Genomic DNA, 22,215 nt, shown 5'->3' with positions numbered 1-22,215 from the left:
GAGCACCCATGGGCAACATCAGAGTGGGCCGGCCCCAGGCGAAGCCCGACACGCCCGGGCACATCGCCGGGATGCACCAGGGCAACAAGGGACCGCGCGAGCGGCAGAAGGGGCACCATGCGGACGGCACGGCCGACGCGCGCCGCTCCACGGGGATCCACTGGAAGCGGCATGACGCCCTCGCCGAGACCATGCCGAACATCTCGCCGGGATGAACACCGTGATGCGAACGAGCAGGGAGTCGCCGCAATGAAACGAGCACGCAGAACCGTCATGCGCAGGCGGGGCGGGATGAGCGGGCAGCGGGTGCTGAAGACCGAGGCCGTCATGGTGGGCGGCGCGGTCCTGGCCCTGCTCGCCTGGGAGTGGCCCAGCCTGAGGCGCGAGATGCGGATCTGGCGGATGGCGGGCGGGTTCCGCGCCGGCCACCGCTACCCGTGAGCCGGCCGTGCACGAACTGTCGATCGCGACCGCGATCATCGAGCGGGCCGACGAGCTGGCCCGGGCGGACGGGACGGACGCCGTCTCGAAGGTGACCGTCCGGGTCGGTGAGCTGGCGGGCGTCGTCCCCGACGCCCTCGGTTTCGCCTTCGAGGTGGCCCGCGACGGCACCGCCCTCGCGGGGGCGCACCTCGTCGTCGAGCAGATCCCCGCGCAGGCCTGGTGCGGCCCGTGCGCCGAGGAGTTCCCGGTGGGCATGCCCCCGTTCTTCTGGTGCCCGCGCTGCGACCAGCCCTCCAGCGACCTGCGCAGCGGCCGTGAACTGGAGATCGCCGGGATCGAGCCGGTACCGGCATAGACAGGAGAAGGGCCCCGCCGATCCGTCGGCGGGGCCCTTCTCCCTGTCCGGCGGTCAGCAGATGCGTGGCAGCTGCTCCCCGAGCGGCAGGTCAACCACCCGCGTCCCGCCGAGCCCGGTGGCGACCACCACCATCCCCGGATGCTCGGCGACGCACTCGCCGATCCGTGTCGCCCCGGCACCCTGCGGATGGGCCCGCATCGCAGCCAGCACCTCCTCCGCCGCCGACGGCGGCACGAAGGCGACGAGGCGCCCCTCGTTGGCGACGTACAGCGGATCGAGCCCGAGGAACCCGCAGGCGTTCGCCACCGCGTCCGGCACCGGAATCGCCCGCTCCTGAAGCCGGACACCGGTCCCGGAGGCACGGGCGATCTCGTTCAGCGACGCGCCCAGGCCGCCCCGGGTGGGGTCGCGCAGCACATGCACGTCCGGAGTGACGGCCAGCATCGCCGCCACCAGATCCGCCAGCGGCGCGGTGTCACTGGCGACCTCCACGCCGAACTCCAGCCCTTCCCGCACGCTCATGATGGCCACGCCGTGCAGTCCGATCGGGCCGCTGACGATGACCGCGTCCCCGGGCCGGGCACGCTGGGGCCGGATGTCCACCCCGTCGGGCACGAGCCCCACCCCGGCGGTGGTGACGTACACCCCGTCGCCGTGCCCGGACTCCACCACCTTGGTGTCACCCGTGGCGATCGTGACCCCGGCGGCCTCGGCAGCCGCCCCCATCGAGCGGGCGATCCGTTCGACGACGGTCAGCTCCACCCCCTCCTCCAGGACGAAGGCGGCCGAGAGGTAGGCGGGTCGCGCGCCGCTCATCGCGAGGTCGTTGACCGTGCCGTTGACCGCGAGGTCGCCGAGGCAGCCGCCGGGGAAGAACAGCGGCCGGACCACGTAGGAGTCGGTGGAGAAGGCCAGCCGCGCGCCGCCCAGTTCGAGGACGGCGGAGTCGGCGAGCCCGGCCAGGGTGGCGTTGCCGTAGGCCGGGGTGAAGATCTGCTCCATCAGCTCCGCCGACAGCGCGCCCCCGCCGCCGTGCCCCATGACCACCACCCCCTGGTCGCGCAGCGGGGCGGGGCAGGTCCAGTTGGCCGGGTCGACCACATCGGCGAGTCGCTCAGGCAACGGGGGTCACCTCCTGCTGCGCGCTGCCGCCGGCCTGCGGCGCCGGGGCGTTCATCCGGCGGTAGAGGTAGTAGGCCGCACAGGCGCCCTCGCTGGAGACCATGGTGGCGCCGAGCGGGGTGCGCGGCGTGCAGGTGGTGCCGAACGCGGCGCACTCGGTCGGCTTGATCAGGCCCTGGAGCACCTCACCGGCCCGGCACTCCGCGGGCTCCTCGGTACGGATCCCGCTCACGTCGAAGCGGTGCTCCGCGTCGAACGCGCGGAAGGCGTCGGTCAGCCGCCAGCCGCTGTCCGGGATCGGCCCGATGCCCCGCCAGGACCGGTCGGTGACCTCGAAAACCTCCTCGATCATGCGCACCGCGGCCGGGTTGCCCTCCTCGCGCACGGCACGCGGGTAGGCGTTCTCCACCCGGTGCTCACCGCGCTCCAGCTGGCGGATCGCCCGGCGGATGCCCTCCAGGATGTCCAGCGGCTCGAAGCCCGTCACCACCATCGGCACGCGGAACCGCTCGGCCAGCTCCGGGTACTCGGCCATCCCCATCACGCTGCACACGTGCCCGGCGGCCAGGAAGCCCTGCACCCGGCACTCGGGCGCCGTCATGATCGCCTCGACGGCCGGGGGGACCCGCACATGCGACACCAGCAGGCTGAAGTTGGTCAGGCCCAGCCTGCGCGCCTGGTGCACGGCCATCGCGTTGGCAGGGGCGGTGGTCTCGAAGCCGATCGCGAAGAACACCACCTCCCGGTCCGGGTGGCGGCGGGCCAGCTCCAGGGCGTCGAGCGGCGAGTACACCACCCGTACGTCGCCGCCCTCGCCCTTGACCCGGAACAGGTCGCGGTCGGTGCCCGGCACCCGCAGCATGTCGCCGAAGGAGCAGAAGATCACCCCGGGCCGCGCGGCGATCTCCAGTGCCTTGTCGATGACCTCCAGCGGTGTGACACACACCGGGCAACCGGGCCCGTGAATCAACTCGACCTGTTCGGGAAGGAGTTGGTCGATGCCGTGCCGGATGATCGAGTGGGTCTGTCCGCCGCACACCTCCATCAGGGCCCAGGGCCGGGTGGCGGTGGCACGGATCTCGTCCAGCAGCCGCCGTGCCAGCTGGGGGTCGTTGAACTCGTCGATGTACTTCACCGGGCCTCACTCCCGCCGTCCTGGGGCGCCGCCGCCGCACGCTCTGTCGCGAGGGTGTCGCCCGCCTCCTTGGCCGCCTGCTCCCAGGCGTCCCCGAACTCCTCCTCCAGGAGCCCCAGTTCCTCGAACAGCTTCAGGGAGGCCAGGGCCGACTCCTCGTCCAGACGCTGGAGCGCGAAGCCGACGTGCACGATGACGTACTCACCCACCTTCACGTCGGACACGTACTCCAGGCACGCCTTCTTCTGCACGCCGCCGAAGTCGATCAGCCCGGTGAGCGGTTCGGCACTGTCGTCGATGGCGACGACCTTGCCCGGCACAGCCAAACACATGGGTCACTCCTCCTGTCGTAGGTGCGCCGCGACCATGAGCTGGCCGAGGGCCAGCCCGCCGTCGTTCGGCGGGACCTCGCCGTGCCGCAGCACCGCGAAGCCGTCCTCTGCCAGCAGCCGCGCGCACTCCTCCTCCAGCAGCGCGTTGGCGAACACCCCGCCGCTGAGCGCGACGGTGGCGAGTCCGGTGTCCTGACGCGCACGCCGGCAGATCTCCGCCACCGCCCGCGCCACGGCACGGTGGAAACGGGCCGCGAGCACGGCGGCGGGGGTGCCGTGCCGCAGGTCGGCGACCAGCGCACTCAGCACGGGCGCCGGGTCGAACCCGTCGGCGAAGGCGTACGCGGCCCTGTCGGCGCCCCACGCCGACGCGGCCGCCGCCTCCAGCTCCAGCGCGGCCTGCGCCTCGTACCCCGCGCGATGGCACACGCCCACGAGCGACGACACGGCGTCGAAGAGCCGGCCCATGCTGGAGGTCGGCACGCAGGCGAGTCCGCCGGACAACTGCCGCTGGAGCACCGCCAGTTCCTGGGGCGCGCAGGCGGTCACGCACGGCAGGTCCGCGTCCCACGGCAGTCCCGCCGCCCACAGCCGGGCCAGCGCCAGACGGCACGGGTTGGCGACGCCCGCGTCGCCGCCGGGCAGCGGGGCGGGGGAGAGGTGGGCGTAGCGCCGGAAGCCGATGTAGTCGGCGAGGAGGATCTCGCCGCCCCAGACGGTGCCGTCGTCGCCGTAGCCCGTGCCGTCGAAGGCGACACCGATCACGGGCGTGGTGCCGTCCAGGCCGTGCTCGGCCATCGCGGAGGCGATGTGCGCATGGTGGTGCTGGACCGGCACGGGGGCGCGCCCGGCCAGTCGGGCGGCCCACCGTGTCGAGTGGTACCCGGGGTGCCGGTCGGCGGCGACCACTTCGGGACGCACGCCGGTCAGAGCCCGCAGGTGCGCGTCCGCCCGCCGGGCCGCCTCCAGGGTCGTCAGATCGCCCATGTCGCCGATGTGCGGGCCGAACCAGGCATGGTCGCCCGCGCCGAGGCACAGGGCGTTCTTCAGGTCGCCGCCCACCGCGAGAGCGGGCAGCACCGCGACCGGCAGCCGCAGCGGCCGGGGCACATACCCCCGGGACCGGCGCAGCACCTGCTCGGTGCCGTCGGGCCGCACCCGCAGCAGGGAGTCGTCGCAGGGCGAGGCGATGGGCCGGTCGTGGGCGAGCCAGGCGTCGGCCAGCCCGGCGAGCCGGGTGAGCGCCTCGTCGTCGTCCGTGACGATCGGCTCCCCGGAGCGGTTGCCGCTCGTCATGACCAGTACGCGCGGGCCGGGCGGGTCACCGGGCAGGCCGAACAGCAGGGTGTGCACGGGCGTGTAGGGCAGCATCACGCCGAGGTGCGGGCTGCCGGGGCAGACACCGGGTGCGAGTCCGTTCGCCTCCCCGCGCCGGCGCAGCAGGACGATGGGGCGCCGGGAGCCGGTGAGGGCGGCCCGTGCGGACGCGGGGAGCTCGGCGATCCGCCGTACGTCGTCGAGGTCCGCGCACATCACCGCGAACGGCTTGCCGCCGCGGGCCTTGCGGGTGCGCAGGGTGTCGACGGCCCGGGCGTCGGTGGCGTCGCAGGCCAGATGGTAGCCCCCGAGGCCCTTGACGGCGACGATCCGCCCGGCGGCCAGCAACGCCCGTGCCGACGCCAGGGCTTCGGCGCCCCGGGCCGGGCGGGCCCCGCTCCCGGCCGCCGGCACCAGGCGCAGCCGGGGACCGCAGTCGGGGCAGGCCACGGGCTGGGCGTGGAAGCGGCGGTCGAGGGGATCGCCGTACTCCTGGGCGCACGCGGCGCACATCGGGAAGCCGGCCATGGTCGTGACCGCCCGGTCGTACGGCATGCCCGTGGCGATGGTGAAGCGGGGGCCGCAGTGCGTGCAGGTGACGAACGGGTGCCGGTGCCGGCGGTCGGCCGGATCGCGCAGCTCCCGCAGGCAGTCCGGGCAGGTCGCCGTGTCGGGCGGGAGGAGGGTGCTGCCGGGGGAGCGGTCGGTGGAGCGGATGCCGAAGGTGCTGTCGGCGCCGGTTGCGGGCAGGTCCTCGAAGCCGACGCCGGTGACGGTGGCCAGTGGCGGAGGCTCCCCGGCCAGCCGGTCGCAGAAGTCGGCGACGCCGTCCGGCGGGCCCTCCACCTCGATGAGCACCCCGTTCGCCGTGTTGCTCACGAAACCCGCGAGCGCCAGGTCGGTGGCGAGGCGGTGCACGAACGGGCGGAAGCCCACGCCCTGCACGGTGCCGCGCACGGTGACGCGCCGGCGCACCGCCCCGGTGGCGGGCGCCGTCACGGGACGAGGCCGGCTTCGGCGCCCTCGTGCGTGTGCGTGTGGCTGTGGGTGTGCGGGCGGGGGGCCAGGGGCGGCCGGTGGACGGCGGCCCCGTCCCGGACGGCCAGCACACGCTCCAGAAGAACGTCGACGCCGGCGCCGGTGCGGGCGCAGGACCGCACCACTTCCACTCCGGGGTTGACCCGCTGGACGTTCGTCTCGAAGGCCGTCTCGTCGAACCCCGCCGGCCCGGCCAGATCGGTCTTGGTCAGCACCACCAGATGGGCGGAGCCGAAGGCCGTGGGGTACTTCAGCGGCTTGTCCTCGCCCTCCGTGACCGCCATGAGCACGATCCGCAGGCTCTCGCCGAGGTCGTACGAGGCGGGGCAGACGAGATTGCCCACGTTCTCCACGAACAGCAGCGACGTGCCCGCGGGCAGCCAGCTCTCCACGTGCCCGCGCAGCTGCCTCGCCTCCAGATGGCACAGCCCGTCCGTCAGCAGCTGCTTCACCGGGGCTCCCGACCGGGCCAGCCGGTCGGCGTCGTTCTCGGTGGCCAGGTCGGCGGTGAGCGCGGCCACCGGAAGGCTCCGCTCCACCGCTCTGGCCAGCACCCGCCCGAGCAGTTCCGTCTTGCCGCTGCCCGGGCTGGACAGCAGGTTGACCACGCTCACCCCGCGCCGGGCCAGCTCCTCACGCAGGTCCGCGGCCAGACCGTCGTTCTTCGCCAGGACGGCCTGGGTGATGTCGTCCACGGAATCGCACATGGGCGCCGCTCCTCGCGGGTCGGTAGGTAAATCGTTCCGCTACCGATCCTCCGCGCCGCCGCTCACCGTGCCCGGCAGCCCGGCCGGGGACAGGGCTGCGGATTCGTCCGGGCGGCTCAACGGGGGCGTGGCCGCCGGGTCGGCGAGCAGCACCGGCACCAGGGTGTGCAGCGCCGCGACGGCCCGCCCGACCGCTTCGCACACCGTCGCGCTGATGCCCGGGGCGATGTCCTCGTCGGCCGGTGCCCGCAGCTCGGGCTCGCAGGCCAGCACCAGGACGCGGGGGAGCGGCTCGTCGCCCAGGTGGGCGGCCAGGGCGAGGACCTTCGCCGGGTCCATGCCGTGCGCCTCGGGAGGGGCGCCCGCCGTGGAGCCGTCGGGCAGCTGCGGCTCGATCAGCGACAGCGTGCCCGGCTCGTGCCCCCGCACGGCGGCGTCGACCAGGACGGCCGTGTCGTAGCCGTCGAGCAGCTCGTACGCGAGGTCCATGCCGCGGATGCCGAAGTCCCGCACCCGCACCTGCGGAGGCAGCGGGTCCTGGTCCAGGGCGCGGATCACCTCGGGGCCGAAGGCGTCGTCGGCGAGGAAGATGTTGCCGACCCCCGCCACGAGGAGCCGCGCGCTCATCGCGTCTCCCCGGTGACCAGCGGCCGGGCGGAGCCGTTCGGGAGCTTGCGGACGAAGGCGGACCGCAGCGCGTGGTAGGGAGCCTCCGGGTCGAAGAAGACGGCGCGCATACGGGCGAGTTCGGCCCGCCGGTACTCGGCGAGGGGCCGCGCGAGCTCGTCCGCGTGACGGGACGTGGCCTTGGCGGTGATCCGGCGCGGAAGGTCCGGGTCGGCGGCCAGCTCGGCGGCCAGGCGCTCGATCTCGGGGGCGAACTCCTGGGCCGCGACCGGCACCAGACGGTCCACCAGCCCGATGCGCTCGGCCGTCGCGGAGCTCACCGGCAACGCCTCGGTCGTCAGCCGCTGGGCCGTCTCCGCGCCCACCCGGCGGGGCAGCGAGTACGTCCAGTACTCCGACCCGTACAGGCCCATGTTCCGGTAGTGCGGGTTGAGGACGCTGCCCGTGCGGCACCAGACCTCGTCGGCGGCCAGGGCGAGCATGACGCCGCCGGCCGCCGCGTTGCCGCCGAGGGCCGACACCACCAGCCGGTCGGTGGTGCGCAGCACCGCCTCGACCAGGTCGTCCATGGCGTTCAGATTGGACCAGGACTCGCCCGCCGGGTCGCCCGCCGCCTCGATGACGTTGAGGTGGATTCCGTTGGAGAAGAAGTCGCGGGCGCCGCCGAGCACCAGCACCGAGGTGGGGCGGGTGAGGGCGTACCGCCAGGCGGCCAGCAGCCGGCGGCAGTGGGTGGTGCTCATGGCCCCGCCCGGGAACGAGAAGCTCAGGAACCCGACGGGACCGCTCTGCCGGTAGCGGATGTCGGTCCAGGTGATGCGGTCCGGGGGCAGTTCGAGCGCAGCGGCGATCTCGGGCAGCCAGTACGGGCGGTCGTACGCACCCGGCATGCCCGGGCCGCTGCCGGGCGGGGCCGGGAAGCCTGCGAGCACCGAGGCCGCCGGGCGACGGAACGGCGCGGGGTCACCGGAGCTCTTGCGGGGGCGCAGCTCCGGGATCCACACCGCGCCGTCCCGAGTGGCCCGGCAGAACGCGCCGGCCCGGGTCGCGAGCAGCTCCCCGGGTTCCCCGCGCAGCCGGTCCTCGGGGTGCCCGCCGTGCAGGAACACCTCCTGGCCGCAGATCTCGTCCCGGACACCGGGCTGCGAGTCGGCTCCGCGCAGCTTGCGCAGCACTGTCGCCGTGCTGTCGTTCTCCCAGTCGATCCGCCGCTGTTCCTGGCGGAAGTAGTCCCGCCACAGAACGTGGGCCCCGGGCTCGCTCTGCGGGCGCGGCTTGTACGACCCCTCGGCGTAGCGCCGCACGGCCAGCAGCACGGCGGCCGTGGCGGCGTCCGCCACCTCGTTGCGGTACATGTCGCTCTTGCCCGTCGGCGGCACCGTGAAGGTGCCGTCGGCCCACACGTCCCCCGCGTCCATGGCCGCCTCGGCCTGAAGCACCGTCACGCCCCACTCGGAGGCCTCCTCGGCGATCGCCCAGTCCAGCGACGACGGTCCCCGGTCCCCGGGTGGCCCCGGATGCACGATCAGGCAGGTGTGCTCGCGCCACACGTCTTCCGGCAGGGCCGACTTGAGCATCGGGGCGACGATCAGCTCCGGGCCCACCTCGCGTACGGCGGCCCGGACGGCGTCGGGGCCGTGCGAGGCGAGCACGACCTCCACGTGGTGCCCCTCGTCCGACAGTTCGGCGAACACACGCTGGGACAGGCTGTTGAACGCGCTGGCGACGAGCAAGATGTCCATGACATCGCATGGTCGCCGGTCAGGGGAGGGCGGTGAAGGACCACGGCGGCGTTTCGCGGTCCGGGACCGCTTCCGGCCGAACGGGTACGCGGAGCCTGCGCGGTATACCGATCGGCCGTTGCTCGCGAACGTATTCGACATTACGGTCCTGCGGTGATCACCCGGTGCACGCCGGGGCGGGCGTCACGAGGGGACCTTCCATGCACAACCGGCCCGCGGGCCTCATCCGCAACCCGGTCCTGCCCGGCTCGCACCCGGACCCGTCGATCCTGCGGGTGGGGCCGGACTTCTACCTCGCGACGTCGACGTTCGAGTGGTACCCGGGCGTACGCCTGCACCACTCCACGGACCTGGTGCACTGGCGCCCCCTCGGCGGCGCCCTGACCGGCACCCGGCTGCTCGACCTGACCGGATGCCCGGACTCCGGCGGCGTCTGGGCGCCCAGCCTCAGCCACGCGGACGGCCTGTTCCACCTGGTTTACAGCAACGTCTCCACGTACACCGGCGGCTTCACCGACTGTCCCAACTACGTGATCACCGCCCCTTCGATCGAGGGCCCCTGGTCGGAACCGGTCCTGCTGCACGCCCGCGGCTTCGACACCTCGCTGTTCCACGACGCGGCGGACAGCCGGCTGCTCAACCTGGTGCACGACTGGCGCCCGGGACGCGGAGGTTCGGCCGGTCTCGAGGCGCGGCGCTACGACCGTGCCGAGCGCCGCCCGACCGGTGACCCGGTCCCCGTCGCGCTGCCGCCGCAGGCCGGCTGGATCGAGGGCCCGAACCTCTACCGGCGCGGCCCCTGGTACTACCTGCTCACCGCGGACGGCGGCACCGGCTACGACCACCAGGTCACCGTCTCCCGCTCCCGCACCCTGACGGGTCCCTACGAACGCGACCCGAACGGCCCGCTCCTCACCGCCCGGGACCACCCCGACCTGCCGCTGCAGAAGGCCGGGCACGGCAGCCTGGTGCGGACCGGGGACGGGCACTGGTACCTGGCCTACCTCGTGGCCAGGCCCCATGGGCGGCGAGGGCCGTGCGTCCTGGGCCGGGAGACCGCCCTGGCGCCCGTCACCTGGACCGCCGACGGGTGGCCCCGCACCGAGACCGGGCTGCCCGCCCCGGAGGTGCCGGCGCCCGGCCTGCCCCCGGGGCCCGGTAGCGCGGACCACGTGGACGGCACCGACGGATTCGACGGCCCCGTCCTCGGCCCCCAGTGGTCGACCCTGCGCCGTCCCGCCGGCCCCGACTGGCTCTCCCTCACCGAACGCCCCTCCCACCTGCGGCTGCACGGCGGCCGGTCGCCCCAGAGCCTGATCGGACCCAGCCTGGTGGCCCGCCGGCTGACGGCGGCGCGCTGCTCGTTCGAGGCGACGATGGAGTACCGGCCCGGGACGTTCCAGCACCTGGCCGGGATCACCGCGTACTACAACACCGGCAACTGGTACTACCTGTACGTCACCGCGGACGACGCGGGGGAACCCGTGCTGCGCGTCGCGGCCTGCGACCGCGGCCGGCTCAGCGTCGACGAGGCCGGCCAGGCGCGGCTCGGCGGCACGACGCGGCTGCGGCTGGGCCTGGACGTCGACGGCGCCGAGCTGCGCTTCCGCCACGACACCGGCAGCGGCTGGGAGCCGTTCGGGCCCGTCCTGGACGCCACGGTCCTGTCCGACGAGCACGCCGAGCACATCGAGGACGGCCAGATCCGCGCCCTCGGCTTCACGGGTGCGTTCGCCGGCCTGTGGGCCTGGGACCTCACCGGGAGCGGGCACCACGCGGACTTCGACGAGGTGACGTACCGGAGCGGGCACTGAGCCCGTGTTCGGTGCGTTGGGGGTGTGGAACGCTGGGCGTGATCGGCCACGACGGGCCGCCGGACACAGGGGGAAGGCGATGACGCGAACGGGAGGGCGGGCCGGCACCGCGCCGCGCAGTGTGGACGTGGCCCGGCTGGCCGGCGTCTCGCAGAAGACGGTCTCGCGGGTCCTCAACGGGGAGCGGTACGTCTCCGACGACGTACGCCGAAGGGTCCTCGCGGCGGCCGGGGAACTCGGCTACCGCCTGAACAGCGCGGCCCGGGCCCTCGCCTCCGGGCGGACCCGCTCCATCGGCGTCGTCACCCTGGGAACCGCCCTCTACGGCCCCGCTTCGCTGCTGATCGGCGTCGAGCGGGCGGCGCGGGACGCCGGCTACGCGCTCCGTGTCGTCAACACCCTGGAAGGCGACCCGGGAGGGGTGGCCGGTGCCATGGAATCGCTGCTGGAGCAGGGCGTGGACGGCATCGTCGTCTCCGAGCCGATCGACGAGGGGCCGGTTTCCCTCGGCGTCGATGTGCCGGTCCTCGTGCTGGGCGCGCCGGCGACGTTCGGCGGAGCTCGCACCCTGGCCGCGGGGGTCGGTGCGGAACTCCTCGCCCGGGCGGCCACCGGGCATCTGCTGGACCTCGGCCATGCGACGGTCCACCATCTCGCCGGCCCGCAGCGGTGGTTCGCCGCCCGGGATCGGCTGGCGGGCTGGCGCGGGGCCCTGGCCGCACGCGGCATCGAGGAGCCGGCCGTGCTGCAGGGCGACTGGTCGGCCGCGTCCGGATACGCGGTGGGCCGCGAACTCGCCGCCCGCCGCGACTGCACCGCCGTGTTCGCCGCCAACGACGACATGGCCATCGGCGTCGTCCGCGCCCTGACGGAGGCCGGGCTGAGCGTGCCGGACGACGTCAGCGTGGTGGGCTTCGACGACATCCCCGTGGCCGCCTATGTCACCCCACCCCTGACCACCGTGCGACAGCCCTTCGACGCCGTGGCGCGCGAGGGGCTCCGCCTCCTGGTACAGGCGATCGAAAACCCCGACACGGACCTGCCACCGCCGCCAGACCCCCCGGTCGACCTCATCATCCGCGCATCCACCGCACCACCGCGCCGGGCTGCGGGCTGAGGGTTTGCCACGCGCGGCACCGCCAGGGCGGGTGCCCGCCATGGGCTCATCGCCCACGTCGGGCCACCGTCCCGGGGCGCTCGCCAAGGGCATGTCGTGCGCGTCGCTCCTCCGCCTCGGGGGAGCTCACCACGGGCCCACCGCGCGCGGCGCGCCCACGCCCCGGGAGACCCGCCAACGGCCCGCCGGGCCCATGGCGCCTGCCGGGCCGCGCCCGGCACGCCGCCCCGTCGCACCGCCCGCGCGCGGTCTCCCCTTGCCCGTGCCGGGCGCCTGACGCACGCTGTTCGTATGGGTGCGCAAGACGGCCCTACGCTCATCAACTCCGTGCAGCGGGCCATGCGGCTGCTGGAGGCGGTGAGCGCGCACGAGAACGGTGCGCCGGCCAAGCAGCTGGCGCGCGAGACCGGGCTGCCCCTGGCCACCGCCTACCACCTGCTGCGGACGCTCGTGCACGACGGGTACGTGCGGAAACTGGACGACGGCGGCTTCGTCCTCGGCGACAGACTCCAGACCCTGCAGTCCACGGGGCGTGCGCAGGCACTGCTCAGCCGCGTCCGGCCCACCCTCGCCGCGCTGCGCGACGAGCTCGCGACGGCCGCCTACCTCACCTTCTACGAGGACGGAGAGATCCGGGTCGCCGAGATCGTCGACGGCCCCGGTATCCCCCGCGTCGATCTCTGGGTGGGCTTCGAGGACGCGGGGCACGCCACCGCACTGGGCAAGTCCGTCCTGCGGGAGCTGGACGAAGAGGCCCGCCAGGACTACCTCTCCCGCCACCACCTCGCCGACCTCACCCCGCGGACGATCACCAGCCTCCCGCTACTCCTCCAGCGACTGGAGACCTCACCCCTGGCCCCGGCCATCACGGACCTCGAGGAGTACGCCCTGGGCACGGTCTGCGTCGCCGTCCCGGTCTACAGCGGGGACACGCTCGGCTCCCTCGGTGTCTCGCTGCCGTCGAACCGGCTCTCCCGGCTCCCGGAGATCCGCGAGCGGCTGCTCCCGACCGCGAGCCGCGTGACCCGGAGCCTCTCGCTCACTATCTGAAAATCCGCTTCTTGCCGGGGACCACCCTCACCCCGTTTTCTGGATAAGTCAGACATTTCCGGGATGTGCCCCGGCACAGGTGAGGACTGCGGACCCAGACATGAGCCAAGCCCGAAACCATGGCGTCGACCACCGGCCGGTACGGCCGTTCAGGAACCGAGTGGCCGGTGCCCGGGCTTCGGCCCGCAGGCGCGCCGTCGCGCAGCTGGCCGTCGGAACACCCGTCCTGCCCGTCCTGGTCGTCGCCCTCGTCGTGTCCGCCGACCTCGCCGGCGGAGCCGGGATGATCTGGCTGCCCCTGCTGGTGGCCGGCCCCGCCCTGGCCGCCACGACCAACGGGCCGCGCGGGGTCCTCGGCGTCGGCTTCCTCGCCGCGGCGCTCGGTGTGACCCTCGGGATCCGGGACGGCGTACCCGGCCGGGAACTGATCGCCGGGCTGGCGGCCCTGGTCGCCGTCACCCTCGCGAGCGGCCTGGCCAGCGCCCTGCGCGGGCGCCGGGAACGGGTGCTCGCCGCCGTCCGCTCGGTCGCGGAGACCGCCCAGCACGCGCTGCTCAGGCCGGTGCCGTCGACCGTCGGGCCGTTTCAGGTGGCCGTGCGCTACAGCGCCGCGGCGGCGGAGGCCCGGATCGGCGGTGACCTGTACGCGCTGATTCCCACCCCGCACGGGGTGCGGCTGATCGTCGGCGACGTGCGGGGCAAGGGGCTGCCCGCCGTCGGGACCGCGGCCCTCGTGCTCGGCGTCTTCCGCGAGGCCGCCCACGACGAAGCCGACCTCCTCGCCGTCGTCGACAGGATCGAGCGGAGCCTCGCCCGCAACCTCGGTCACGACGACTTCGTCACCGCCGTCGTCGCCGGATACCCGCGCGCCGGGCATCTGGAGGTCGTGAACTGCGGGCACAACCCCCCGCTGCTGGTGAGCGCCTCCGGGAGCATCAGCGCGGTGGAGCCCGCACACCCGGCCCCGCCCCTCGGGCTGCGGGCCCTCACGGGCCACGCCCCGGCGCTCCAGGTGCTCCCCTTCGCCGACGGCGACCAGCTGCTGCTCTACACCGACGGCGTCACCGAGGCGCGCGACGGCGGCCGCGCCTTCTACCCCCTGGCCCAGGGCCTGGAGCGGCACGTCTCCCACGAGCCGTCCCACACCCTGGGCGCGCTCCACGACGAACTGCTGGCCCATGTGGGCGGCCGGCTGCACGACGACGCGGCCCTGCTCCTGATCCGCAAGCCGACCGCGCGCCTCGCGGAAGCAGAGAGCTCCGGGCCGGGCGCCCTCGGCCCCGGCCCGGCCGCTCCCGCCCCGGTGCCCGAGGCGAAGTGCTGCCCGTGAGGGCCGCCGCGGCCGGTCCGGGTCACGCCTCGCGCAGGTCCTTGACCCGGCGGAGCTTGCCGAGGGAGCGCTCCAGGGTCTCCGGTTCGACGATCGTCACATCGGCGGTGATGCCGATGCCGTCCTTGACGGCCTTCGCGATCGTCCCGGCCGCGGCTTCGCGCTGCTCGGGGCCGGTGCCGGGGCGGGTCTCCACGCGGACGGTCATGTGGTCCATGCGGCCGCGCCGGGTCAGCTGGATCTGGAAGTGCGGGGCGACGCCGGGCGTGCGCAGCACGATCTCCTCGATCTGGCTGGGGAAGACGTTCACCCCGCGCAGGATGATCATGTCGTCGCAGCGTCCGGTGATCTTCTCGATGCGGCGGAACGCGGGCCGGGCCGTGCCGGGCAGCAGCCGGGTCAGATCGCGGGTGCGGTAGCGGACGACCGGCAGGGCCTCCTTGGTCAGGGACGTGAAGACCAGCTCGCCCTCCTCGCCCTCGGGCAGCACCTCCCCCGTGATCGGATCGACCACCTCGGGGTAGAAGTGGTCCTCCCAGACGTGCAGCCCGTCCTTGGTCTCCACGCACTCCTGGGCGACACCCGGCCCGATCACCTCGGACAGGCCGTATATGTCGACGGCGTGGATGTCCATCCGCTCCTCGATCTCGCGGCGCATCTCCTCCGTCCACGGCTCGGCACCGAAGATGCCCACGCGCAGACTGCTCGCGCGCGGGTCGAGGCCCTGGCGCTCGAACTCGTCGAGCAGGGTGAGCATGTAGGACGGGGTGACCATGATGATCTCGGGCCGGAAGTCCTGGATGATCTGCACCTGGCGCGCGGTCATGCCCCCGGAGGCCGGGATCACCAGACAGCCGGCGCGCTCCGCGCCGTAGTGCGCGCCGAGACCGCCGGTGAACAGCCCGTACCCGTAGGAGATGTGCGCCTTGTGGCCCGGGCGCCCGCCGGCGGCGCGGATCGAGCGGGCGACGAGGTCGGCCCACATCGACAGGTCGTGCTCCGTGTAGCCGACCACCGTGGGGCGGCCGGTGGTGCCGCTGGAGGCGTGCACGCGCCGCACCCGGTCCATGGGGACGGCGAACATGCCGAAGGGGTAGGTGTCCCGGAGGTCGGCCTTCGTGGTGAAGGGGAACCGGGCGAGGTCCTCCAGCGAGCGGCAGTCGTCGGGGCAGACCCCGGCCGCATCGAACTTCTTCCGGTACGTCTCCACGTTCTCGTAGGCGTGCCGCAGACTCCGGCGCAGGCGGTCGAGCTGGAGCTCCCGCAGCTGCTCGCGCGTCAGGCGCTCCGTGTCGTCGAGCAGGTCGTGGGGGAGGGGTTCGCCGCGCCGCTGTCCCCCGGGCGCCGTGGCCCCGGAGGCCGTCGTCTCGCTGGTCATCTAGGACTCCTCCGGCCTCGTGCTCCTGATGCTCCGGCTGCGGCCCCGGAACTCCGCGATCACCTCGTCGCCCCGCCGGACCGTCACGTCGTAGAGGCCGCTGCGCCCGTAACGGGTGCGCTCCTCGGCCCGGGCGACGAGTTCGTCGCCCTCGTACGCGGGAGCCACAAAGGTGATGTCCGCGCCCGCCGCGACGGTCACCGGGCCGTGGCTGTTGCAGGCGCAGGCGAAGGCGCTGTCGGCGAGCAGGAAGACATAGCCGCCGTGGACGATCCCATGGCCGTTCACCATCGCCGGGGTCACGGTCATCCGCAGCGTGGCGGTCCCCTCGCCCTGCTCCCGCAGCTCGATCCCGAGCCCGCGGGAGGCCTCGTCCGCGGCGAACATCGCCTCCGCGGGCGGCGTCGCGTCAGCGGTATGGGTCACTTCTCGCACCACCTCATGGCCCGACCGAACATTCGGTTAGCTGGCGTTGCCATGTAATCGAGCCGCTTCGACGCCTGTCAAGGGTCCAGGACTTCCCCGAGGGGTCTTACCAAGGCGCGCCGACGTGTCCTACGATGGACCGAACGAATGGTCGGTTGGGAAGTGGGACGGATGGATACGACACGCTCCAGCCCCGCGGGGACGGACGGCGCCGAGCCGGATCTCCAGCAGCACTTCGACGGGACGATCGCGCGGGATCAGCGGATCGAGCCCCGCGACTGGATGCCGGAGGGCTACCGGAAGACACTGATCCGGCAGATCGCGCAGCACGCGCACTCGGAGATCATCGGCATGCAGCCGGAGGGTGAGTGGATCACCCGCGCGCCGTCGCTGCGCCGCAAGGCCATTCTGTTCGCCAAGGTCCAGGACGAGGCCGGGCACGGGCTGTACCTGTACTCGGCGGCGGAGACGCTGGGCGCCGACCGCGCGGACCTCACCGAGCGCCTCATCGAGGGCCGCCAAAAGTACTCGTCGATCTTCAACTACCCGACGCTGAGCTTCGCGGACGTCGGCGTGATCGGCTGGTTCGTGGACGGCGCGGCGATCTGCAATCAGGTGCCGCTGTGCCGCTCCTCCTACGGGCCGTACGCGCGCGCCATGGTGCGGATCTGCAAGGAGGAGTCGTTCCACCAGCGGCAGGGCTTCGAGCTGCTGATGACGATGATGCGCGGCACCCCGGAGCAGCGCGAGATGGTGCAGGACGCCGTGAACCGCTGGTGGTGGCCGTCGCTGATGATGTTCGGCCCGCCCGACGACGCCTCGCCCAACTCCGCGCAGTCCATGGCCTGGAAGATCAAGCGGCACAGCAACGACGAACTGCGCCGGCGCTTCGTCGACATGACCGTCCCGCAGGCCGAGAAGCTCGGCGTCACGCTCCCCGACCCGGAGCTGCGCTGGAACGAGGAGCGGGGTCACCACGACTTCGGCACGCCCGACTGGGACGAGCTGATGCGGGTCATCAAGGGCGACGGCCCGTGCAACGACCAGCGGATGGAACGGCGCCGCACGGCCCACGAAGAGGGCACCTGGGTGCGCGAGGCGGCCACCGCCCACGCCGCCAAGCAGGCGGCCCGCGAGCGGAAGGGAGCGGTGGCATGACCGCCGACAAGCAGGACTGGCCGCTGTACGAGGTGTTCGTACGCGGCAAGCGCGGCCTGAACCACGTCCACGTGGGATCGCTGCACGCCGCCGACGACCGCATGGCCCTCACCCACGCCCGCGACCTGTACACCCGGCGCAACGAGGGCGTCTCGATCTGGGTCGTGCGCTCGGAGCACATCGCCGCCTCCACCCGCGACGAGAAGGACCCGTTCTTCGAGCCCAGCGCCGACAAGGTCTACCGGCACCCGACCTTCTACGACATCCCCGAAGACGTCCCGCACATCTGAAGGAGAGGGCATGAGCGACGACCACGTCTACATGACCCTCGCCGAGGGACACGAGGACGACACCCGCTGGGCCTACGGCACCGGCTTCGAGGACCCCCTGCACGGCGTCGACACCGCCGTGCCCGACGACGTGGACGCCGGTGAACTGGCCTCCCTCTGCGTCACCCTGGCCGATGACGCCCTGGTCTGCGCCCAGCGGCTCGCCGAGTGGACCACGCGCGCCCCCGAGCTGGAGGAGGAGGTCGCGCTGGCCAACATCGGACTCGACCTGCTCGGTCAGGCCCGCCTGCTCTACTCCCGCGCGGGCCAGGCCGACGGCACCGGCCGCGACGAGGACGCCTTCGCCTACTTCCGCGACGCCGGCGACTTCCGCAACGTACGCCTCGCCGAACTGCCCAACGGAGACTTCGCGTTCTCCATCGTGCGGCTGCTGGTGCTCGCCAGCTGGCGTCTCGCGCACTTCGAACGGCTCACCGCACACCGCGACCCGGTGCTCGCGGCCATCGCCGCCAAGGGCGTGAAGGAGCTGACCTACCACCGCCAGTACGCGGCCGAGTGGGCCGTGCGCCTGGGCGACGGCACCGAGGAGTCGCACGGGCGGATGCGCAGGGCCCAGGAGCAGGTCGCGCCCTACCTGGGCGAGCTGTTCACGGCGTACGACGTCCGGGACGAGGTCGTCACCGTGCTCCGCCAGGTCACCGAGGCCGCCGGGCTGCCCATGCCGGTCTACCGCCCGCTGCCCGGCTCGGGCCGGACCGGGGAGCACACCGAGCATCTCGCCCCGCTGCTCGCCGAGTTGCAGGGTGTGGCCCGCGCCCACCCGGAGGGGACATGGTGACGGCACTCCTGGACGAGCGACGGGCCCGGCGCATCGCCGAGCAGGTGCCCGATCCCGAACTGCCCATGCTCACCCTGGCCGACCTCGGAGTGCTGCGCGAGGTGAGCCTGGCCCCGGACGGCACGGTGGTCGCGAGCCTCACCCCGACCTACTCGGGCTGCCCGGCGATGGCGGAGATGCGCGCCGGGGTGGCCGCCCGGCTGCGCGAGGCGGGGTACGAGCGCGTGGAGATCCGCACGGTCCTCGACCCGCCCTGGAGCAGCGACTGGATCACGGCGGACGGCCGGCGCAAGCTCGCCGAGCACGGCATCGCCCCGCCCGGCGCCGCCCCCGCGCGCGCCGCCGGCCCGGTCCCGCTCGTGCTGTCGCCGACCCGCCGCTCGGTGCCCTGCCCCCGCTGCGGTCACCCCGACACCGAGGAGACCTCCCGCTTCGGCGCCACGTCCTGCAAGTCCCTGTGGCGCTGCCTCGCCTGCCGCGAGCCGTTCGAGTACGTCAAGGAGATCTGATGGAGGACCTGATGGAGCCGGCCCCCGCCCCGGCGCCGCGCCCGCGTGCCCGCCGACGTCCGGTCTTCCACCCCCTGCGGGTCGCCGCCGTGCAGCCGCTGTGCGAGGACGCGGCAGCCGTGAGCTTCGACATCCCGGCCGAGCTGGCCCAGGAGTTCACCTTCGCTCCCGGCCAGTCCCTCACCCTGCGCCGCGACATCGACGGCCGGGACGAGCGCCGCTCCTACTCGATCTGCGCCCCCGCCGGCACGGCACCGCGCATCGGCGTGCGCGTGGTGCCGGGCGGCGTGTTCTCCTCCTGGCTGGTGCACGACGTGCGCCCCGGCGACACCGTGCAGGTCATGGCGCCCACCGGCGCCTTCACCCCCGACCTGACCACCCACGGCCACCACGTCCTGATCGCCGCCGGCTCCGGCATCACCCCCATGGTCTCCATCGCCGAGTCCGTCCTGGCCGCCGACTCCCGTTCGCGCGTCACCCTCCTCTACGGCAACCGCCGCACCGGCACGGTGATGTTCGCCGACGAACTCGCCGACCTGAAGGACCTCTACCCGACGCGGTTCCAGCTCGCCCACGTCCTGTCCCGCGAGCCCCGCGAGGCCGAGGTGCTCTCCGGCCGCCTCGACGCCGAGCGGCTCTCCGCCCTCGTCGACGCCCTGGTCGACGTGGAGTCCGCCGACCACTGGTGGCTGTGCGGCCCGCACGGCATGGTGCGCGCCGCCGAACAGGTCCTCACCGGCCTCGGCGTACCCGCCGACCGCGTCCACCAGGAGCTCTTCTACGCCGACGACGAGCCCGTCCGCGAGGTCCACCACGCCGAGACCGGCCCCACCGGCCCGGTCAGCCAGGTCACCGTCACCCTCGACGGCCGCTCCACCACGTCCCCGCTGCCCCGCGACCGCACCATCCTGGAAGGGGCCCAGCAGACCCGCCCCGACCTGCCCTTCGCCTGCAAGGGCGGTGTCTGCGGCACCTGCCGCGCCCAGGTCACCGACGGCAAGGCCGACATGCGCCGCAACTTCGCCCTCGAACCGTCCGAGGTCGACGCCGGCTACGTCCTCACCTGCCAGTCCTTCCCGGTGTCCGAGGAGCTGACGGTGGACTTCGACACCTGATCCCCCGGGTGGTGCGCCAACCTCCGGCCCCAGGCCTGGGCGGGCGCTTCGACGTACCGGTGGGTCAGCACGCACAGGGGCAACAGCACGGCGAAGAACGCCACTTCGTGTACGAGGCTGTCCTGCCGCCGTCGCCCCACCGTGCCGTCGATCGCCGCCAGCAGCACCGGATGCACCAGATAGACCGAGTAGCTGATCGTGCCGAGACCGGTCAGCGGCGCCGGTATGCGGCGGTGGCGCGACGCCGACGCGGCCGCGAAGGTGAGCACGGCCAGCAGGAAGGCCACGATCCAGCCCCGCCGGGTGAAGTGGTGGCCGTCGCCGTACCGGTAGGCACTGCCCACGGCACCCCCGACCACCAGGACGGCGGTGCACGCCGCACACCGCCAGGTGATCAGGCCGTGCTCGGCACGGTGGACGGCCGTGCCGAGGAACATCACGGCGAGGATCACCAGGCCCTCCCACAGGGGGACCGTGCCGTTGAACACAACCAGGACGAGCGCCAGGGCTCCGCCCAGCACACCGCCGAACACCCGCAGTCCGGGTGACCCGGCGCTCGCACAGCAGAGGGCGACCCCCATGCCGATCGACGCGCACGCGATCAGCGGGCCGGAGCCGACCGCACCCGACAGGGCGGAGACCGGCAGCCCGGCTCCTGCCGTGACGCTCACCGCCGCGAGCACGGCGAAGACGACGGCGACCGCCGCGGACCGCTGATGCTGCCGCACCGTGAAGAGCGCGACGACCAGCAGGTAGAAGCACATCTCGTACGACAGCGTCCACAGGACGAGCAGCAGATTCGGTGTCCCCAGCACCTCCTGGAGCATGACGGCGTGTGCGGCGGCCACGGCGGCCACGCTCTGCCCGTCGAAGCCCCGTACCTCGGCGAGACCGAGAAAATCGATGACGAGGAGCACCGCGACGACAACCGCCCACAGCGGGTAGATCCGAAAGGCCCGCCCGATCCAGAACGCCCGGACACAGCCCCGGCGTTCCAGCGACGCCGGGATGATGTAGCCGCTCACCAGGAAGAACACCATGATGCCGTAGCGACTGGTGTTGAACTGCGGCATCAACTCCCCACGCACTTCCGGCATGAAGGTGTGCGACGAGTGGTCGAACACCACGACGAGCGCCGCGAGTCCGCGCAGCGCGTCGAGCCGGCCCAGCCGCCCGCTCACCGTGTGCAGGGCTTGACCTCGTAGTGCTCGATCTCGTCCCTGGGAACCGGTTCGCCCCAGGAGTTCTCGATCACCAGCGTGCTGCCCCGGCGCAGGGTGACAGGCCAGGCGCGGATGGGGTCGCCCTCGGCGGTGAGGACCATGACCCGGGGGATTTCCCATGAGGCGCACACGTCCCCGGGAGCGAGCACGTCCACCCGAATGCCCCACGGGCGCACGCGTTCCGCGAGTTCCAGCTGGTCGTCGATGCCGAAGCCCTGTTTGCTGACGGTGAGTTCGACACTGCCGTCGCTGTGGCGTGCCACCGCGAACGCGCTGGGGTCGGTGGGCGAGCCGGGCACCACCACCGTGGCGGCCAACGCCGCCGCGCAGGCCGCCACCATGGCGATGCGGACCGGGGCGAACCGGCGGCGCACCGGAGCCGTCATCGCGCCGGTGTCCGCTCGGGACCCGGCCCCGCGCAGCTCGATCTCCTTCTTCAGCTCACCCAGCAGCCGGTCCTCGAACGTCGTCCTCGTGCTCATGCTTCCCCCCTCGCGACGTGCACCAGCGATGCCTCCGCCGTCTGTGCGGTCCGGCAGTCCGTCTCCTCGCGCAGCGCCTTGCGCGCCCGGTGCAGCCGGACCCGGGCCGTGACCTGGCGGATGCCCAGGGCGGCCGCGGCCTCGGTCACCGTGAGTTGGTCGACCGCGACCAGTTCCATGACGGCCCGCTCGCCCTCCGGGAGCCTCGCCAGCGCCGCCAGGACGCGCCGCCCGGGGCTCTCCGCGTCGAGCCTGTCCTCGATGCGGACGATGTCGTCGGGCTCCAGCAACCGCCGCCCGCGGATGCGCCGGTCGCGTTCGGTCTCCCGGGCGATCCGGCGGCGCTCCGACGACACGACGTTGCGCGCGATGCCGTACAGCCACGCCGTCTCGCTGCCGAGGTGCGGGCGGTAGGTGCCGGCCGAGTCGAGGACGGCGAGGAAGATCTCGGCCGTCAGGTCGGCCGCCGTGTGCGGGTCGTCCACCCGCCGGGCCACGAAGCGCAGCACCGCGTCGACATGGCGCCGGTAGAACTCCTCGAAGTGCCGCGGGTCACCGACCGCCGCAGCGGGCCCACCCCGTAACCGTTCCGCGTCGTCCACGAACATCCCCTTCTCGTCGACAGGTGCCTTTCACTCGTTCTTGGAACGGGGCGCGGAAAGC

24 protein-coding genes are annotated in these 22,215 nt (G+C 73.3%); 12 read left to right on the top strand and 12 right to left on the bottom strand.

Translation table 11 applies throughout. The features are described from left to right. The first annotated feature begins 8 nt into the window (after positions 1-8). Genes IE153_RS35740 through hypA form a run of 3 tightly spaced genes read left to right on the top strand, consistent with a single transcriptional unit; the run spans position 9 to position 799 of the window. Positions 9-215 carry a hypothetical protein gene (locus IE153_RS35740; RefSeq protein WP_184914817.1) on the top strand — a complete coding sequence of 69 codons (207 nt, stop codon included), beginning with the start codon at positions 9-11 and terminating at the stop codon, positions 213-215. A 34-nt stretch (positions 216-249) separates the two neighbouring features. Continuing rightward, positions 250-441 carry a hypothetical protein gene (locus IE153_RS35735; RefSeq protein WP_189593932.1) on the top strand — a complete coding sequence of 64 codons (192 nt, stop codon included), beginning with the start codon at positions 250-252 and terminating at the stop codon, positions 439-441. Positions 442-448: 7 nt separating this feature from the next. Continuing rightward, positions 449-799: a hydrogenase maturation nickel metallochaperone HypA gene (gene hypA, locus IE153_RS35730; RefSeq protein ID WP_031111009.1), complete on the top strand. Its 351-nt coding sequence runs from the start codon at positions 449-451 to the stop codon at positions 797-799. Between the two features lie 54 nt (positions 800-853). Here hypA and hypE read toward each other — a convergent pair whose 3' ends face one another. The 7 genes from hypE to IE153_RS35695 are packed head-to-tail and all read right to left on the bottom strand — an operon-like array spanning position 854 to position 8,822. Next, entirely contained in the window at positions 854-1,924 is a 1,071-nt protein-coding gene (gene hypE, locus IE153_RS35725; protein WP_308432232.1) for a hydrogenase expression/formation protein HypE, read from the bottom strand. After that, a complete protein-coding gene (hypD, locus tag IE153_RS35720; protein ID WP_189593858.1) occupies positions 1,917-3,059 on the bottom strand; it encodes a hydrogenase formation protein HypD in 1,143 nt (380 codons plus the stop codon). The genes hypE and hypD overlap by 8 nt, the downstream gene beginning before the upstream one ends. Then, entirely contained in the window at positions 3,056-3,391 is a 336-nt protein-coding gene (locus IE153_RS35715; protein ID WP_229829330.1) for a HypC/HybG/HupF family hydrogenase formation chaperone, read from the bottom strand. Before IE153_RS35715 ends, hypD begins: the two co-directional genes overlap by 4 nt. Positions 3,392-3,394: 3 nt before the next feature. After that, the gene (gene hypF / locus IE153_RS35710; protein ID WP_189593857.1) at positions 3,395-5,707 is read right to left on the bottom strand and encodes a carbamoyltransferase HypF; all 2,313 of its coding nucleotides are present in this window, start codon (positions 5,705-5,707) and stop codon (positions 3,395-3,397) included. Next, a complete protein-coding gene (gene hypB, locus IE153_RS35705) occupies positions 5,704-6,453 on the bottom strand; it encodes a hydrogenase nickel incorporation protein HypB (RefSeq protein WP_189593856.1) in 750 nt (249 codons plus the stop codon). Before hypB ends, hypF begins: the two co-directional genes overlap by 4 nt. Before the next feature lie 39 nt (positions 6,454-6,492). Next, a complete protein-coding gene (locus IE153_RS35700; RefSeq protein WP_189593855.1) occupies positions 6,493-7,080 on the bottom strand; it encodes a hydrogenase maturation protease in 588 nt (195 codons plus the stop codon). Continuing rightward, a complete protein-coding gene (locus IE153_RS35695; protein WP_189593854.1) occupies positions 7,077-8,822 on the bottom strand; it encodes an enoyl-CoA hydratase-related protein in 1,746 nt (581 codons plus the stop codon). The genes IE153_RS35700 and IE153_RS35695 overlap by 4 nt, the downstream gene beginning before the upstream one ends. A gap of 200 nt (positions 8,823-9,022) precedes the next feature. Between IE153_RS35695 and IE153_RS35690 the strand changes: the two genes are divergently transcribed. The 4 genes from IE153_RS35690 to IE153_RS35675 all read left to right on the top strand — a co-directional run bounded on the left by IE153_RS35690 (position 9,023) and on the right by IE153_RS35675 (position 14,133). Then, positions 9,023-10,636: a glycoside hydrolase family 43 protein gene (locus IE153_RS35690; RefSeq protein ID WP_189593853.1), complete on the top strand. Its 1,614-nt coding sequence runs from the start codon at positions 9,023-9,025 to the stop codon at positions 10,634-10,636. Between the two features lie 79 nt (positions 10,637-10,715). Next, on the top strand, positions 10,716-11,753 hold the full coding sequence (locus tag IE153_RS35685; protein ID WP_189593852.1) for a LacI family DNA-binding transcriptional regulator: 1,038 nt from the start codon (positions 10,716-10,718) through the stop codon (positions 11,751-11,753). 291 nt (positions 11,754-12,044) lie between these two features. Next, positions 12,045-12,803: an IclR family transcriptional regulator gene (locus IE153_RS35680; protein WP_189593851.1), complete on the top strand. Its 759-nt coding sequence runs from the start codon at positions 12,045-12,047 to the stop codon at positions 12,801-12,803. A gap of 100 nt (positions 12,804-12,903) precedes the next feature. Then, complete coding sequence (locus tag IE153_RS35675; RefSeq protein WP_189593850.1) at positions 12,904-14,133, top strand: PP2C family protein-serine/threonine phosphatase; 1,230 nt, start codon at positions 12,904-12,906, stop codon at positions 14,131-14,133. Positions 14,134-14,155: 22 nt separating this feature from the next. Here the strand turns inward: IE153_RS35675 and paaK are convergent, their stop codons facing one another. Both paaK and paaI read right to left on the bottom strand, forming a co-directional pair. Beyond that, complete coding sequence (gene paaK, locus IE153_RS35670; RefSeq protein ID WP_189593849.1) at positions 14,156-15,511, bottom strand: phenylacetate--CoA ligase PaaK; 1,356 nt, start codon at positions 15,509-15,511, stop codon at positions 14,156-14,158. After that, on the bottom strand, positions 15,512-15,898 hold the full coding sequence (gene paaI / locus IE153_RS35665; protein ID WP_107051643.1) for a hydroxyphenylacetyl-CoA thioesterase PaaI: 387 nt from the start codon (positions 15,896-15,898) through the stop codon (positions 15,512-15,514). 210 nt (positions 15,899-16,108) lie between these two features. On the opposite strand from paaI, the gene paaA reads away from it, so the two are divergent. The 5 genes from paaA to paaE are packed head-to-tail and all read left to right on the top strand — an operon-like array spanning position 16,109 to position 19,847. After that, positions 16,109-17,095, top strand: a complete 987-nt coding sequence (gene paaA, locus IE153_RS35660) for a 1,2-phenylacetyl-CoA epoxidase subunit PaaA (protein ID WP_189593848.1) — start codon at positions 16,109-16,111, stop codon at positions 17,093-17,095. After that, positions 17,092-17,385, top strand: a complete 294-nt coding sequence (gene paaB, locus IE153_RS35655) for a 1,2-phenylacetyl-CoA epoxidase subunit PaaB (RefSeq protein WP_030844556.1) — start codon at positions 17,092-17,094, stop codon at positions 17,383-17,385. The genes paaA and paaB overlap by 4 nt, the downstream gene beginning before the upstream one ends. Positions 17,386-17,395: 10 nt before the next feature. Next, positions 17,396-18,223, top strand: coding sequence for a 1,2-phenylacetyl-CoA epoxidase subunit PaaC (gene paaC, locus IE153_RS35650; RefSeq protein ID WP_189593847.1), 828 nt, complete (start codon positions 17,396-17,398; stop codon positions 18,221-18,223). After that, positions 18,217-18,732 carry a 1,2-phenylacetyl-CoA epoxidase subunit PaaD gene (gene paaD, locus IE153_RS35645; protein ID WP_189593846.1) on the top strand — a complete coding sequence of 172 codons (516 nt, stop codon included), beginning with the start codon at positions 18,217-18,219 and terminating at the stop codon, positions 18,730-18,732. The genes paaC and paaD overlap by 7 nt, the downstream gene beginning before the upstream one ends. After that, positions 18,732-19,847: a 1,2-phenylacetyl-CoA epoxidase subunit PaaE gene (paaE, locus tag IE153_RS35640; RefSeq protein WP_435811983.1), complete on the top strand. Its 1,116-nt coding sequence runs from the start codon at positions 18,732-18,734 to the stop codon at positions 19,845-19,847. The genes paaD and paaE overlap by 1 nt, the downstream gene beginning before the upstream one ends. On the opposite strand, the gene IE153_RS35635 is transcribed toward paaE, so the two are convergent. From IE153_RS35635 to IE153_RS35625, 3 genes are read right to left on the bottom strand one after another with little or no spacing between them, the layout of a single operon-like run. Then, entirely contained in the window at positions 19,784-21,028 is a 1,245-nt protein-coding gene (locus IE153_RS35635) for an acyltransferase family protein (protein ID WP_229829329.1), read from the bottom strand. The genes paaE and IE153_RS35635 overlap by 64 nt on opposite strands. Then, on the bottom strand, positions 21,025-21,552 hold the full coding sequence (locus IE153_RS35630) for a hypothetical protein (protein ID WP_189593845.1): 528 nt from the start codon (positions 21,550-21,552) through the stop codon (positions 21,025-21,027). Before IE153_RS35630 ends, IE153_RS35635 begins: the two co-directional genes overlap by 4 nt. Continuing rightward, positions 21,549-22,160: an RNA polymerase sigma factor gene (locus tag IE153_RS35625; RefSeq protein WP_189593844.1), complete on the bottom strand. Its 612-nt coding sequence runs from the start codon at positions 22,158-22,160 to the stop codon at positions 21,549-21,551. Before IE153_RS35625 ends, IE153_RS35630 begins: the two co-directional genes overlap by 4 nt. Positions 22,161-22,215: the final 55 nt, after the last annotated feature.

Origin of the sequence: Streptomyces massasporeus, from assembly GCF_014648995.1 — a bacterium.
GTDB classification, from domain to species: domain Bacteria; phylum Actinomycetota; class Actinomycetes; order Streptomycetales; family Streptomycetaceae; genus Streptomyces; species Streptomyces massasporeus.
Note: the sequence above shows the minus strand (reverse complement) of the source record. Positions and strands in the feature narration are given on the sequence as shown.